At 66.2% G+C, this 13,928-nt stretch carries 12 protein-coding genes; 9 read left to right on the top strand and 3 right to left on the bottom strand.

What is annotated here, in order from left to right; all coding sequences use genetic code 11:
- Positions 1–940 (bottom strand): tetratricopeptide repeat protein (locus ABF821_RS16355; RefSeq protein WP_415530786.1); only part of this gene is annotated, 940 nt, incomplete at its 3' end.
- Between the two features lie 78 nt (positions 941–1,018).
- Between ABF821_RS16355 and ABF821_RS16350 the strand changes: the two genes are divergently transcribed.
- On the top strand, positions 1,019–2,524 hold the full coding sequence (locus ABF821_RS16350; protein ID WP_415530785.1) for a carboxypeptidase M32: 1,506 nt from the start codon (positions 1,019–1,021) through the stop codon (positions 2,522–2,524).
- Between the two features lie 311 nt (positions 2,525–2,835).
- On the opposite strand, the gene ABF821_RS16345 is transcribed toward ABF821_RS16350, so the two are convergent.
- Positions 2,836–3,627 carry a hypothetical protein gene (locus ABF821_RS16345; protein WP_415530783.1) on the bottom strand — a complete coding sequence of 264 codons (792 nt, stop codon included), beginning with the start codon at positions 3,625–3,627 and terminating at the stop codon, positions 2,836–2,838.
- Positions 3,628–4,251: 624 nt separating this feature from the next.
- A complete protein-coding gene (locus ABF821_RS16340; RefSeq protein WP_415530781.1) occupies positions 4,252–4,476 on the bottom strand; it encodes a hypothetical protein in 225 nt (74 codons plus the stop codon).
- Positions 4,477–4,973: 497 nt separating this feature from the next.
- Here ABF821_RS16340 and ABF821_RS16335 point away from each other — a divergent pair, with 497 nt between their 5' ends.
- From ABF821_RS16335 to ABF821_RS16300, 8 genes are all read left to right on the top strand, one after another.
- Positions 4,974–6,164 carry an L-dopachrome tautomerase-related protein gene (locus ABF821_RS16335; RefSeq protein ID WP_415530780.1) on the top strand — a complete coding sequence of 397 codons (1,191 nt, stop codon included), beginning with the start codon at positions 4,974–4,976 and terminating at the stop codon, positions 6,162–6,164.
- 44 nt (positions 6,165–6,208) lie between these two features.
- Positions 6,209–7,606: a threonine synthase gene (gene thrC, locus ABF821_RS16330; RefSeq protein WP_415530779.1), complete on the top strand. Its 1,398-nt coding sequence runs from the start codon at positions 6,209–6,211 to the stop codon at positions 7,604–7,606.
- A 64-nt stretch (positions 7,607–7,670) separates the two neighbouring features.
- Complete coding sequence (locus tag ABF821_RS16325; protein WP_415530778.1) at positions 7,671–8,936, top strand: M16 family metallopeptidase; 1,266 nt, start codon at positions 7,671–7,673, stop codon at positions 8,934–8,936.
- A complete protein-coding gene (locus tag ABF821_RS16320) occupies positions 8,933–10,261 on the top strand; it encodes a TldD/PmbA family protein (protein WP_415530777.1) in 1,329 nt (442 codons plus the stop codon). The genes ABF821_RS16325 and ABF821_RS16320 overlap by 4 nt, the downstream gene beginning before the upstream one ends.
- Before the next feature lie 34 nt (positions 10,262–10,295).
- Complete coding sequence (locus tag ABF821_RS16315; RefSeq protein WP_415530775.1) at positions 10,296–11,264, top strand: Tim44 domain-containing protein; 969 nt, start codon at positions 10,296–10,298, stop codon at positions 11,262–11,264.
- Between the two features lie 185 nt (positions 11,265–11,449).
- Positions 11,450–11,836, top strand: a complete 387-nt coding sequence (locus ABF821_RS16310; protein ID WP_182975621.1) for a hypothetical protein — start codon at positions 11,450–11,452, stop codon at positions 11,834–11,836.
- 2 nt (positions 11,837–11,838) lie between these two features.
- Positions 11,839–12,918 (top strand): hypothetical protein, encoded by a 1,080-nt coding sequence (locus tag ABF821_RS16305; RefSeq protein ID WP_415530774.1) that lies wholly within the window; start codon positions 11,839–11,841, stop codon positions 12,916–12,918.
- A 19-nt stretch (positions 12,919–12,937) separates the two neighbouring features.
- The gene (locus tag ABF821_RS16300) at positions 12,938–13,840 is read left to right on the top strand and encodes a heavy metal-binding domain-containing protein (protein ID WP_415530773.1); all 903 of its coding nucleotides are present in this window, start codon (positions 12,938–12,940) and stop codon (positions 13,838–13,840) included.
- Positions 13,841–13,928 lie beyond the last annotated feature (88 nt).

Genomic DNA, 13,928 nt, shown 5'->3' with positions numbered 1-13,928 from the left:
CCCGCACCCCCTCCATGCCCCCCGCGGCAACCGGGTCCGCCAGCACGCCACGCAACAGACGGTCCGCCTCCCCATCCGCTCCCAGGTCCGCAAGGATAGTCGCGTCATTGATGGCAATCCGCACATCGTCCGGCGCGGCACGCCGTGCCCGCGCCAGCACCTCACCCGCCCGTGGCAGATGCCCCAGCGCCATCAGCACCAGCCCCAGATTGTTCAACGTCTCGGCCACATCCGGCGCCAGCCGGTCAGCCTGTTCCAGCGCCGCCAATGCGTCTTCATGCCGGTTCAGCGCAAACAGAACGGCCCCATGATTGGCCCATGCGGCACCACATTCCGGGCACAGATCCCGCACCAGCCGATAGAGTCTCTCCGCCTGTTCATGCACGCCGCGTTCCGACAGCAGCCCGGCCAGTTCATGCAGCCGCCCGGCATCCTCCGCGACGAACCGCCCCGCCGCCAACCGAGGCACAACATCAGCTCCACCGGCCAGAATGGCCGCCCGCCCCCAATCCAGCAGCAAAGCGGTATCCGCCGGGCGCAGGTCCAGCGCGACACGCAGGCTCGCTTCGGCCTCGGCCCAACGCCCGCTCTCACCCAACACCGCCGCCAGCGCGGCATGCGCCCGTGGGTCACGCGGCTCGCGCAGGGTCGCCACATGCAGGGCCGCACGGGCCGGTTCCAGATGCCCCTGCTCCTGCAATGCGCAACCGAGCGTAATGTGAAAATGCGCGGCGGGCAGAATCGCGATCGCCCGCCCCGCCAGCCCGATCGCCAGATCCGGCCGGCCCGACGCGCGGGCAACGCAGGCCAGGCCATGCAGGCCATCCGGGTCGTCCGGCGCGTCGGCCAACGCCGCGCGCAGCAACACCGTCGCGCCATCACGGTCGCCATCGGCCAGCAGCTTCATCGCCCCGGCCACCTTGTCCTGTCGTCCGTCCATTCCATCCGTCCCGGTTGCATCCGCCGCCCGCCATCGCCCACAGTGCGGCAGCCCGTCCCGTTCGCAAGAAGAGAGACCATGCCACAAAGCGCTTACCAGGATCTCACCAGCCATTTCGCCCGCATCGGGCGCATCCGCAACGCGCTGGGCATCCTGGGATGGGACAAGGATGTCATGATGCCCTCGGGCGCCGCCGACAGCCGCGCCGACAGCATCGCCACCCTCAGCGTCCTGTGCCACGACATGCTGACCGACCCGCGCATCGGCGACCTGCTGGACCGCGCCGAGGCCCCCGCCGGCACATGGGAAGCCGCGAACCTGCATGAAATGCGCCGCGCCTGGCTGCACGCCGCCTCGGTGCCCGCCGAACTGGTCGAAGCCTCCTCCCGCGCCGCCTCTCGGTGCGAGGTCGCATGGCGCACGGCCCGGCGCGACGGCGATTTCGCCGCCCTGCTGCCCCTGCTGTCCGACGTGCTGGACCGCACGCGCGAACTCGCCATCGTCAAGGGCGCGGCCCTCGGCCTCGCCCCCTACGACGCCCTGCTGGACCAGTACGACCCCGGCACCCGCCGCACCGATATCGACCCGGTCTTCGCCGAACTGCGCCGCGACCTGCCCGGCCTGATCGCCGAAGCCCAGGCCCATCAGGCCACGCTCCCGCCGATCGTCTCCCCCGCCGGTCCCTTCCCCGTCGCCCGGCAGGAGGCCCTGGGCCGCCAGATCATGACCGCGCTGGGCTTCGACATGGCGCGCGGTCGCCTCGATGTCAGCATCCACCCCTTCTGCGGCGGCGCCGAGGACGATGTCCGCATCACCACCCGCTATGACGACGCCGATTTCCTCTCCGCCCTGATGGGCGTGGTGCACGAAACCGGACACGCGCTCTACGAACAGGGCCTGCCGACGGAATGGCACACCCTCCCCGTCGGCCAGGCGCGCGGCATGAGCCTGCACGAAAGCCAGTCGCTGCTGATGGAAATGCAGATCGCGCGCTCCCGGCCCTTCATCGACTGGATCGCACCCGCGCTGCGCGAAACCTTCGGCGCCACCGAAGCCGACGCCGGCTGGTCGACCGACGCGCTGTATCGCACGGTCACGCAGGTCAAACCCGGCTTCATCCGCGTCGACGCCGACGAAATCACCTACCCCGCCCACATCCTGGTCCGCTACGAACTGGAAGTCGCGCTGATCGACGGCACGCTCGCCCTGCGCGATCTACCGGAAGCCTTCAACGCCGGCATCCACGACCTGCTGGGGCTCACCGTGCCGAACGACCGCCTCGGCTGCCTGCAAGATATCCACTGGCCATCGGGCGCCTGGGGCTATTTCCCCACCTACACGCTGGGCGCCATCCTCGCCGCCCAACTCCGCCAGGCCGCCTTCGACAGCGATCCCGCCATCGCCCAAGGCATCGCGCACGGCGATTTCGCCCCACTCCTGGCCTGGCTGCGCACTCATGTGCACACCCAGGCCAGCCGCCTCTCCACCGCCGGCATCGTCGCCGCCGCCACCGGCACACCACCTTCAACCGACGCCTACCGCACTCACCTGCGCGAACGCTATTGCAGCGCCACCCCACAATAAAAACACCCCAAGACCAGGGCGCCGCCCTGGACCCGGAAGGGGACGGCTGTCCCCTTCACCCCTATGCGTTGAAGCAACTGTTTCAGGCGGAAGGCTGTCAGCTATGGGGGGGGATAACGAAAGGTCAGGTGTTGGACAGAATGAGCATAAAAAGGTCATTCATGCATCAGAAGTCCGCGGCAGCTAAGCGCCCCAGGGCAACCCTTACGCTTCCAATGGAGCCCACTCCGAAGCGGACATCTACCCATCAGGTGTGTCGCCCGTCGTGGGTCGGAAGCAGCCCCGGAAGGTTTCAGGTCGATAAGTGGGAATTAGGGTGGTCCCACGTTGTCATAATATTCTATCATCGCCTGAATATAATCAGACCCTGGAGTTTGGCCAAACGATTGACCAAGATGCTTTCGAAATCCCGAAACCAATTTCCTGACGGGAAGAGTGTATGTTTGATTCTGAGCGCACAGCCAGGAATGATATTCATTCATGATCTCGTAACCGCCGATCAGCGGACCGAACAGATCCCTATCCAGATCCTTAGAGACTGTATCCACAACTTTGAATGTCTCCAGGATATCAGCATCCTCAGCAGGAATTGCCGTAATGGGTTCCCAAGGTGTCCGTCTTAATTCACCTTCGGCGCCATAACTGTGGGCAATACGATTCCGCTTGTTTTGCAATTCCTGCAGTTTTGGAACTAGGCTGGAAACTCGTGGAGGAACACGACCTATTTCCATCTCCAATTTTCGGATGCGATCGGACCACTCACCTTTCGTAGGGTCTTCTGATCGCTTCTTTATCATGCGACGATAGCCGGGCGGTAAACGGTCGGCATGCTTAATGAACGAGACGCTATTGATGCCCAACAGGGATCGATCGATTAGTTCTGGACACGCCGAAAATACAACTGTGCAGGCGGAAACGATATAAACTTCAAGAATAGATGCAGCTGACAATATCGTATTTTGCCTTACCCAGATACTGAAATCGTCTGCTCCCCTTTCCCAACTCTCTTTCTTCTGAAGAATCGTGCGATAGCCTGGCCCAGATCTTGGGGTGTTAATATTAGGAAAATGATCCCTGATCGCGCCCGCAGAATTCGCATGCATCCAATACACATCATTTATGTGAGTCAGATGTTGCTTAGTTATCTGTCTTATAAGTGTAGTGCGAAACGGGAGTTTCGTGAGATCAAATTGAATACTCGTTCTCGTCATCCGCGTTTCGCCTAAATACCAGTTCTAAGCCTTCATTTTGTAATTAGCATGAACCCATTTGGGATTGGAAGGTGGTCAGAGTAAACAACGGGCAACTCAGGTAGACAACACGACGCTGACCAAATGTCGGCTTTCTCGTGTCAATCGTTCGAGAGCGGACGGGCCGCAAAGCGGCAACAGGGGCCTGCACTGATCATGTCCGCTATGCGGAGAGCGATCTGGCCCACTGTATGTCCGACAAGAGGGCGAAAACGGACTGTCCAGTTTCGTATGAGTCGTTTAATTTAATTAAGGCGCTTATAATGCTCACTTTCAGTAAGGTTTTGCCAGATACTACCAAAACCCGATAGCGCTGGCTCAGGCGAACCCACCCTTCCAGACGATGGCCCTGTTTGCCTCCAACAAGCCCGAGATCATTTTGCGATAACGGCGTTCTTCGCGTGCCGATACCCGGTCAGCCGGAAAACCACCGTCTTCTCGATCGGACTCTACCGCCATGAAGAAACGAAAGCATCTTCATTGAAGTCGTTCATCTTTCCTCCGAACGACGCGCGTCAGCAACTCAACTTGTTCTCTGACTTTCACCCAGAATACTGCTTCGTCGGCAAGTTTCTGTTCCACACACCGGACGATCTGGCGACGGACAGCAAGATAGGCGTCCGGCCCGAAGCCTCTGATGAGGCACGCCGCAACGTCATGGGCGGACATGTGCAGCGCCTCGCTTTTGTCCCGATCCACCATTTCGACCTCATGCACGACCAACGGCGTCCGACGTCAGCAGAACGAAACAGAGGCGAATCCGCACACGCATCGCCCCCCCTTCCTGGCGTCGGGCGGGTGATAACGTGTTTCAAAAGGGCAAAAGCACGCCCTGCCTATTTCCCAGACGACACGCGGCAGAAACCGCGCACCGCTGGACCATAGGTCCGGGTGTTGTATTCGGCAGGCCACCCGACATAGGAGGCCGCCCTTTTGAAAAGGCGTTATCACGCGCCGCTGTCAGTTTAGCACGACACAAAGCCGCCCGTCACCTCCCGCCCGATCAGCGTGGAATGGCTGGCGTGGATGCTACGCGGTCATGATGGTCTTCGAAGCGGCGTCCTCCGGCAAACTTGGCCCATGGCTGTTGCAGCGGCCCTCGCGCAAAGGTTGCACCATCGAAATCCGGGACTGAACGACGTATTCACCCAGCCACGCCCGAATGGCGACGCAAGGAACAGGCCAACGTCAACAACACCATGGCGGCCATACCGCCCAACCGGTTGCCTTCGGCGGCCGATCGTGGCGACATGGCGCCGATGTTCCGCACCAGCACCCTCCCGTCCCGCGTGATCCCGGCCGCGCTGGCCGTCTCGATCCTCACCGCCGCCATGCCGGCCCTGGCCGCCAAGCCCGCGCCGCCGCTCGACCCGTCCGCGCCGATGGTCGCCGTGGCCGAATCGACCACGCAGGTCTGGACAGCCCTGGTGGTGCTGCCCGACGGACGCATGATCCTCGACGCCCCGGCCTGGACCGGCACCCCCGGCCCCACACTCGCCCTGCGCGACGCCGACGGCACGATCCACCCATATCCCGACGCTCGAAGGAACGACCCCGCCACCCCGGCGGAAAAGCGCCTGATCTCGGCCGAAAGCATCCAGTTGGCCGATGACGGCACGCTATGGGTCCTCGATAGCGGTTTCGACGGCACCGATCACGCCGTCGCCCCCGCAAAGCTGGTAAAGCTCGATACCCACACCGCCAGCGTGACCCAAAGCTGGACCATCGACCCTGCCGTGCTCCGCCCAGGCAGCCATGTGGCGGGCGTCCGGGTCGGCAAGGGCCATGCCTTCATCCTGGATTCCGGCGTGCCCGGCCTGATCGTCGTCAATCTGGAGCACGGCACCCAACGGCGCCTGATGGACCATAACCCGTCACTCACCGCCCAGCACCCGATCACGGTGAACGGCCGCGTGATGCAGGACACGACCGGCCACACCGCGATCGTCAATGCGAACGAGATCGAAATCAGCCCCGACGAACAATGGCTGTATTATCAGTCCACCGGCGGCCCCCTCTACCGGCTCGGCACCGACCTGCTGACCGACACCACCATCACCAGCTTCGAACTCGATGACAGCCCCACCCTCTGGTACAAGACGCCACCGCTGGGCGGCATGACGGTCGCCCGCGACGGCACGCTGTATTTCGACGACATTTCGACCGGCAGCATCTTCCGCTTCACCGCCGGGCGCGTCTATCAGCGCATCGTCGTCGATCCGCGCCTCCGCTGGCCGGCCACCCCCACCATCACGGCAACCGGGCAGCTTTATATCCCCACCGCGCAACTCGACCGCACGCCCCGCTTCAATCACGGGCAGATGGCGGTGCAATGGCCGCTGACGATCTACCGCATCGACACAGCCGCCCTTCCCGCACCAGTACGCTGACGCAACCCCTTCGCGTGGCGCCCGCTTGGCGGTATGAAGGGGGCATGCGCTACGTTTCGACCCGGGGACAGGCCCCCGTCCGCGATTTCTCCTCGGTTCTCATGGCCGGCCTCGCCGAGGATGGCGGCCTCTACCTGCCGGAAAGCTGGCCGGTCCTCACCGCCGAGGAATGGCGGGCCCTGCGCGGCCTGCCCTATCCCGATCTGGCGGCGCGGATCATCGCGCCCTTCACCGCCGGCTGCATCGCGCCGGAGGTGCTGCTGCGCCTGTGCCGTGAATCCTACACCGGGTTCGACCACGCCGCCATCGTGCCGCTGGTCCAGGTCGAAGACGGCCTGTTCGTCCAGGAACTGTTCCATGGCCCCACGCTCGCCTTCAAGGACATGGCGATGCAGCTCCTGGGCCGGCTGTTCGACCATGTGCTGACCGAGCGCGACGCGCGCGTCACCATCGTGGGCGCCACGTCGGGTGACACCGGCTCGGCCGCGATCGAGGCCTGTCGCGGGCGCGAGCGCGTGCGGATCGTCATCCTCCACCCCGAGGGCCGCACGTCGGACGTACAGCGCCGGCAGATGACCACGGTGCTGGAACCCAACGTCACCAACTTCGCGGTTCAAGGCACGTTCGACGATTGCCAGGACCTGGTGAAGGCGATGTTCGCCGACGCCCCCTTCCGGCAGGAAATGGGCCTCTCGGCGGTCAATTCGATCAACTGGGCACGCATCGCGGCCCAGATCCCCTATTACGTCTACGCCGCGCTCAATCTCGGCGCGCCCGACCGCGAAGTCTCGTTCGCCGTCCCGACCGGCAATTTCGGCAATATCCTCGCCGCGTGGGCCGCGCGCCGCATGGGTCTGCCGGTCCGCGCGCTCTGCGTGGGCTCGAACCGCAACGACATCCTGACCCGCTTCCTGCGCGACAACGACATGAGCGCGCGCGAGGTGGTGCCCAGCCTGTCGCCGTCGATGGATATCCAGGTCTCCTCGAATTTCGAGCGCCTGCTGTTCGAACTGCTGAATCGCGACGCCGGGGCCTGCGCGCGCACCGTCACCGATTTCCGCCGCACCGGCCGCATGAGCGTCCCCGATGCGGTCTGGCGCCAGGCATCCGGCCTGTTCCACGCCCTCGCCCTTGAAGACGAGGACACGAAGACCGAAATCCGTAATCTCTACCGCTCCAGCCAGTATCTGGCAGACCCGCACAGTGCCATCGGCATCGCCGCCGGGCGGATGTTCCGTGAACCCGGCATCCCGATGGTGGCGATGGCAACCGCCCATCCGGCCAAATTCCCCGACGCGATGGTACAGGCGGTCGGTATCCGGCCCGCTCTTCCGCCCCACCTGACGGATCTGTTCGACCGGCCGGAGCGTTACGATGTCGTGCCCAACCAGTTGGATACGGTGGAAAACCGCGTTCGCGCGGCGGCAATGAAAAATAGCTGACGCCTTCACCTCCCCTTTCTTCGGACGTCCGGCCCAGCCGGCCGGACCGTCACGCAGGACCCTGATGACCGACCAGATCAACGTTACCCGCCTCCCGTCCGGCCTCACCGTGGTCACCGAGCGTATGGACAGGGTCGAAACCGTGTCGTTCGGCGCCTATGTCGCCGCCGGCACCTGCCACGAGCACGCCGAGGAAAACGGCGTCTCGCATTTCCTCGAACACATGGCCTTCAAGGGCACCGAGCGCCGCAGCGCCGCCGGCATCGCCGAGGAAATCGAGAATGTCGGCGGCCACATCAACGCCTACACGGCGCGCGAACACACCGCCTACTACGTCAAGCTGCTGAAGGAAGACCTCGCCCTGGGCGCCGACATCATCGGCGACATCCTGACCCACAGCAGCTTCGCCCCCGAGGAAGTCGAACGCGAGCGCGGCGTGATCCTGCAGGAAATCGGGCAGGCCAACGACACGCCCGACGACATCATCTTCGACCATTTCCAGGAAACCGCGTTCCCCGAGCAGCCGATGGGCCGTCCCACGCTGGGCACCGAGGCGCTGATCCGCGACATGAGCCGCGAGACCCTGATGCGCTACATGCGCGGCCATTACACGACCGCCAACACCGTGGTCGCGGCGGCCGGCAACCTGCATCATCAAGACGTAGTCGCCCTGGCCGAGCGTCATTTCCGCGACCTGCCGACGCTGGGCAGCCCCGCCAGCTTCGACTCCCGCTACCTGGGCGGCGAATTCCGACGCGAGAAGGATCTGGATCAGGCCCATGTCGTTCTGGGCTTTCCCTCGGTCGGCTACGGCGATCCGGACTACTATCCCGTCCTGCTGCTCTCCACCCTGCTAGGCGGCGGCATGTCGTCGCGCCTGTTCCAGGAAATCCGCGAAAAACGCGGGCTGGTCTATTCGGTCTATTCCTTCAATGCTCCGTTCCGCGATGGCGGCCTGTTCGGCATCTATGCCGGCACCGGCGCCGACCAGGCCAGCGAACTCGTGCCCGTCACGCTGGAGGAACTGCGCAAGGTACAGCTTCAGGTCGGACAGGACGAACTGGACCGCGCGCGGGCGCAGTTGAAGTCCTCGCTGCTGATGTCGCTGGAAAGCACCGGCAGCCGGTGCGAGCAACTGGCCCGGCAGTTGCAGGTCTTCGGCCGCCTGGTCCCCACGGCCGAAACGGTGAGCCTGGTCAACAAGGTGACGATCGAAGACGTCAAGCGCGTCGCCGCCCGCGTGTTCCGGGGCACCCCCACGCTGGCGTCGCTGGGCCCGGTGCAGAATATCCCCACCCTGGGGTCGATCGCCGAGGCACTGGCGGCATGAGCACCGACCCGCTCGACCTGATCGGCACCCTGATCGCCAAGGCCCGCGCCGCCGGCGCCGACGCGGTGGACGCCGCCTATTCGGCACGCACGGCGCATGGCGTACAGATCCGCAACGGCAAGACCGAGGATCTGGAACGGTCGGAGACGTGCGATCTCGGCCTGCGCGTCTTCCTCGGCCGGCAATCCGCCACCGTCTCGGCCACCAGCCTCGACCCCGCGCGCTTCGACGCGCTGGTCGACCAGGCCCTGGCCATGGCGCGCGTCCTGCCGGAAGACCCCTATGCCGGCCTGTCGCCCCAGGCCGAACAGGGCTTCGTCGATGCGGCGGGGCTGGACCTGCTGGATACGGCCCGCCCCGACACGGCCGCCCTGATGGACCGCGCCCGCACGGCCGAAGACGCGGCGCTGGCGGTGACGGGCGTGACGAACAGCAGCGGCGGCTCGGCCAGCTTCGGGCTGGCCGATATCGTGCTGATGACCTCGGCCGGCTTCTCCGGCCGCTATGCCCGCAGCAGCCATTCCGTGTCCGTCAGCGTCCTGGCCGGCCAGGGCACCGGCATGCAGCGCGATTACGATTACGATGCCACCGTGCATCTGTCCGACCTGGCCGATGCCGCCACGATCGGGCGCAGCGCCGGCGAAAAGGCGGTAGCCCGGCTGAACCCCACCCGCCCGCGCACGGGCAGCCTGCCGGTCGTCTACGATCCGCGCGTGTCCTCCAGCCTGCTGGGCCATCTGGCCGGGGCCGTCAACGGCAGCGCCATCGCGCGCGGCACGTCGTTCCTGAAAGAGAAGATGGGCCAGCGTATCCTCCCCGAGGGCGTCGATATCCTCGACGACCCCACGCGGGTACGCGGCCTGTCCTCCCACCCGTTCGACGGCGAGGGCGTCCGCTGCGGCGAACTGGTCATCGTGCGGGACGGCGTGCTGACCAACTGGGCGCTGGATTCGCGCAGCGCCCGGCAACTGGGCCTGCCCGGCAACGGCCGGGCCAGCCGTGGCGGCAGCCCGTCTCTGGGCAGCCTGTATGCCCGCCCCGGCGCCCCCACTCCGGCGGAACTGATGGCCGATATCCAGGAAGGCATCTACGTGACCGAACTGATGGGTTCGGCCATCAACGGGCTGACCGGCGATTACAGCCGGGGCGCCTCCGGCTTCATGATCCGGGGCGGCACGCTGGCCGAGCCGGTCGCGGAACTGACCATCGCCGGAAACCTGAACGACATGTTCGCCCGCCTGATCCTGGCGAACGACCTGGTATTCCGCCGTGGAATCAACGCGCCCACGATCCGCATCGACGATATGATGATCGCAGGGTCTTGAACGCCCCCCGTCGCGACAGGATATGGACAGAGCAATGACCAAACCGCACCAGCCCGTCCGCAACGCCCGCCGTTCCGGCATCCTGCTCCTCGGCGCCGCCCTGGCCGTCCTGCCCCTGCTGCCGCACGGGGCCGATGCCCGGCCCGGCGGCGGCTCTTCGATGGGCAGCCGCGGCTCGCGCACATACAGCGCGCCCGCACCCACCCAGACCTCGCCCTACGGCGCGTCGCCGATGCAGCGCTCAATCACCCAGCCTTCATCCGGCGGCTACGCCAACGGGCCGTCCTCCTACCCCCGCTCGCCCTTCGGCGCCCCGTACGGCTCGCCCTATGCCGCGCGGCCGCACCCGTTCGCCAGCGGCTTCCTGGGCGGCATGCTGGGCGCCGGCCTGTTCGGCGTGCTGTTCGGCCACGGCATCGCCGGCGGCCTGACCGGCGGCGGCAGCTTCTTCGGCCTGCTGATCCAGCTTCTGCTGCTGGGCCTCCTGATCAGTTGGCTGGTGCGCCGCTTCGGCGGCCGCGCGCGGCAGGGCGCGTCGATCGCGGCGCCGCCGGGCTACGGCTACGGGCAGGCCGGCCCGTCGGCAGCGGCGGCGCAGGTAACGATCACCCCGGACGACTACCGTGCCTTCCAGCGCCTGCTCATGGACATCCAGGCCGCCTGGAGCCAGCAGAACCTGCCGGCCCTGCAACATATGGCAACGCCGGAAATGGTGGGCTATTTCAACGCCCAGCTTTCCGACCTGGCCAGCCGGGGCGCCCGCAACATCGTCTCGGACGTCCGCTTCGACCATGGCGACCTGTCCGAGGCATGGAGCGAGAACGGGTTCGACTACGCCACCGTGGCCATGCGCTACTCGATGGTCGACATCACCACCGACATGACCGGCCGCGTCATCGACGGCAGTTCGACCGAACGGGTCACCGTCACCGAACTCTGGACCTTCATGCGCCCCACACGCGGCGGCGCGTGGCTGCTCTCGGCAATCCAGCAGACACGCTGATACGGCCCTCCAGGCGGGAGCACTCCCGCCTGGAGGCCAAAACCCGCCATCTCCCTCCGCTCCTCTGCATCGCATCACCTGTGCATCGCACCGTCGGTGCGCGGGATATGTTCTTGACGCGCCGCCCTTTTTAACGAAACGTGTCATCTCCCTCTGCCTGCGGCATGAGAAGACGGACACGGACGATGACGGACTCCTTCGACGACGTGGCGGCCCTGATCCGCGAGGCGGAAGCGGAGCGGGATCGTTTCCTCGATCGTTTCGCCCATCTGTGCGAACAGGCTCTGCCGCGCCAGACGACCGTATCGCGCAGCAGACGCGGCCTCTTCCGCAAGACCGAGACCATCGACGGGCTGGCGGTCCGCCTCGGCACCCAGGCGTTCCACCTCGCCCGCGCCGCCGGCCAGATCGAGGCCAGCATCGTGCACGAGGTCCGGGGCGTGACACTCAGCCGCCGCACCGTGCATCTGCGGGAATGGATCACCACGCTCGTCGGGCAGGTCCAGGCACTGGGGGGTGCCGTCTCCGGCGAAGGCGCCGCTCTGGCGCACGCCACGCGCTGGTCCGGATGACGGTGCGGCGCCTCCTCGGTTTCCTGGGCGGCAAATCCGCGCGCAAGGCCGGGCCACTCCCGGCGCGCGCCATTCCCCCTGCCGCGTCATCGGCCGCCCATCCCGCCGGCAATGCCTTTGCCCGGCTCGATGGCCGGCCGCCGCCGATTCTGCGGCTGGGATCGGTCCGCCAGTCCCTGGCCGATCCCGCGACGCACGCGCTGGGCAGCGTGCATGCCGAAACATGGTGGAAGCCCGGCCTTGCGCTCGGTGGCCCGGACTGGGCAACAGTGCATGAGCAGGGCTGGCGCACAGCCATGTTCCGCCTGCGGGCCGCCGCATTGTCGCGCGGCGCCAATGCGGTGCTGAACCTGCGGTACCGCCTCGCGGGCAACGATGGTTCGCTGGGCTTCCTGCTGCATGGCGACGCGGTAACCGCCCCAGGCCTCGAAACCAGCGTGGCATTGCCCTGCGTGCCATGGAACGCCACCACCTTCGCCCTTGCCCGGCGCGCCGGCATCCTGCCCATCGGCTTTTCGGTCGGCGTGGCCGAAACGCGGGACATCCCGCTGCGCTACGAAGGCGCCCTCTCCCCCTGGGGCGGCGGCGAGACACCGCTGCTGGCCCAATGGAAGCGCCAGGCCCGTGACGCGGCACTGGCCCGCCTGGCCGCCGACCCGTTACGCGCCTCCTGGACGGGCACCCTGGCGCATGACGAAATCGTTTCGATCGCGGTGGAAACCCGCGACGGCTTCATCACGTCCTGCCGCGTGCGGGCCGCCATCACCCAACTCGCCTACCGGCGGCAGCCCGCCACCCTCTCCCTCGCCCCCACCTTTCTGACCGCCCTCGACGGCCACGCGACGGCGTCAGCGGGCCATCGCCCGCTCTTCGCGGGCATCAGAAACGGTGTGGAGGTCGAGGAAGCAGACGCCGACCTGGCGGAAAAGGTCGAGCTGATGGAAACGGCGGCCGAATTGGCGGGCGAAGAGCGCCTTGCCGGGGCCGCAGCGATCGTCGGCGTGGCGCTGGAAACCGGAGCGGCCGACGCCGCCGGCGCCCTCGACGACCTGATCGGCAATATCGGCGACCTGTTCAGCTAGGGAAGAAAGACGACAGCACATGGGCATTTTCGACGGCATGCCGGGCTTTCCCCCGGCCGGCGGCCCCGGCCAGACCACCGGCAGCCCGCCGGGCTGGAACCAGACCCCTCCGACGCACGACGGCACGCCCTCCGGCGGCGACGCCCCGGCAGGCGCCTTCGGCACCCACGCGCCGCAAGGCCCGGTCGTCACGTCCGATTTCAGTGTCCGCGAACTGCTGGTGGTCGAACATGCGGGCTTCCGCGCGCTCGGCCTGTGCATGGGCAACAGCATCTGGAAGGTCCAGGCGAATTTCCAGCTCAATAACAGCGCCTACGAACTGACGGACATCACCGGTGCCATGTATGGCGCGCGCGAAAAGGCGGTCGAGATCATGCGCGCCGAGGCCGAAGCCCTGGGCGCGGACGGAATCGTCGGCACGCGGCTGGAAATCGCGCAGCTTGCCGATTCCGGCATGCTCGAATTCCGGGCTTTCGGCACCGCCATCGTCCATCAGGACGGGCAACCCGGATACCGCCGCCCCGACGGCCGCCCCTTCACGTCCGACCTGTCGGGGCAGGATTTCGCCCTGGCGCTCAAGGCGGGGCGCCGGCCGCTGGATCTGGTCGTCGGCTGCTGCGTGCAGCATATTCCCCGACGCAGCCTGCTGACCACCCTCCGCCAGACCGGTCAGTGCGTGGAGCTGGACCTGTTTACCCAAGCCTACTACACGGCCCGCGAGGCCGCGATGGAGCGCATGACCGCCCACGCCGCCGCCAGCGGCGCCAACGAGATCATCGGCACCCGCCTGCAGGAAGAATCCCATGTCTGGGGCGACCATATCGTCGAATTCCTGGCGGTCGGAACCGCCATGCTCGACACCGGCCAGCCCGCCCCCGATTTCGACCTCGCCCCGATCCTGACCCTGTCGCTGGATATCTGAAATGCCGCCGCAAAACGTCACCGACCCGAACGACACCGACAAGGACGGGAACAAGCCCCTCGACCTCAGCGCCCTGTATGCCGAGGCC

Origin of the sequence: Gluconacetobacter sp., assembly GCF_047721585.1 — a bacterium.
GTDB classification, from domain to species: domain Bacteria; phylum Pseudomonadota; class Alphaproteobacteria; order Acetobacterales; family Acetobacteraceae; genus Gluconacetobacter; species Gluconacetobacter dulcium.
Note: the sequence above shows the minus strand (reverse complement) of the source record. Positions and strands in the feature narration are given on the sequence as shown.

Bases quoted from the DNA above. Each gene is read 5' to 3' on its own strand.
- ABF821_RS16340 (WP_415530781.1), bottom strand. From the start codon at position 4,476: ATGGTGGATCGGGACAAAAGCGAGGCGCTGCACATGTCCGCCCATGAC.
- ABF821_RS16335 (WP_415530780.1), top strand. From the start codon at position 4,974: ATGGCGGCCATACCGCCCAACCGGTTGCCTTCGGCGGCCGATCGTGGC.
- ABF821_RS16315 (WP_415530775.1), top strand. From the start codon at position 10,296: ATGACCAAACCGCACCAGCCCGTCCGCAACGCCCGCCGTTCCGGCATC.
- ABF821_RS16320 (WP_415530777.1), top strand. From the start codon at position 8,933: ATGAGCACCGACCCGCTCGACCTGATCGGCACCCTGATCGCCAAGGCC.
- ABF821_RS16345 (WP_415530783.1), bottom strand. From the start codon at position 3,627: ATGCATGCGAATTCTGCGGGCGCGATCAGGGATCATTTTCCTAATATT.
- ABF821_RS16325 (WP_415530778.1), top strand. From the start codon at position 7,671: ATGACCGACCAGATCAACGTTACCCGCCTCCCGTCCGGCCTCACCGTG.
- ABF821_RS16300 (WP_415530773.1), top strand. From the start codon at position 12,938: ATGGGCATTTTCGACGGCATGCCGGGCTTTCCCCCGGCCGGCGGCCCC.
- thrC (WP_415530779.1), top strand. From the start codon at position 6,209: ATGCGCTACGTTTCGACCCGGGGACAGGCCCCCGTCCGCGATTTCTCC.
- ABF821_RS16350 (WP_415530785.1), top strand. From the start codon at position 1,019: ATGCCACAAAGCGCTTACCAGGATCTCACCAGCCATTTCGCCCGCATC.
- ABF821_RS16310 (WP_182975621.1), top strand. From the start codon at position 11,450: ATGACGGACTCCTTCGACGACGTGGCGGCCCTGATCCGCGAGGCGGAA.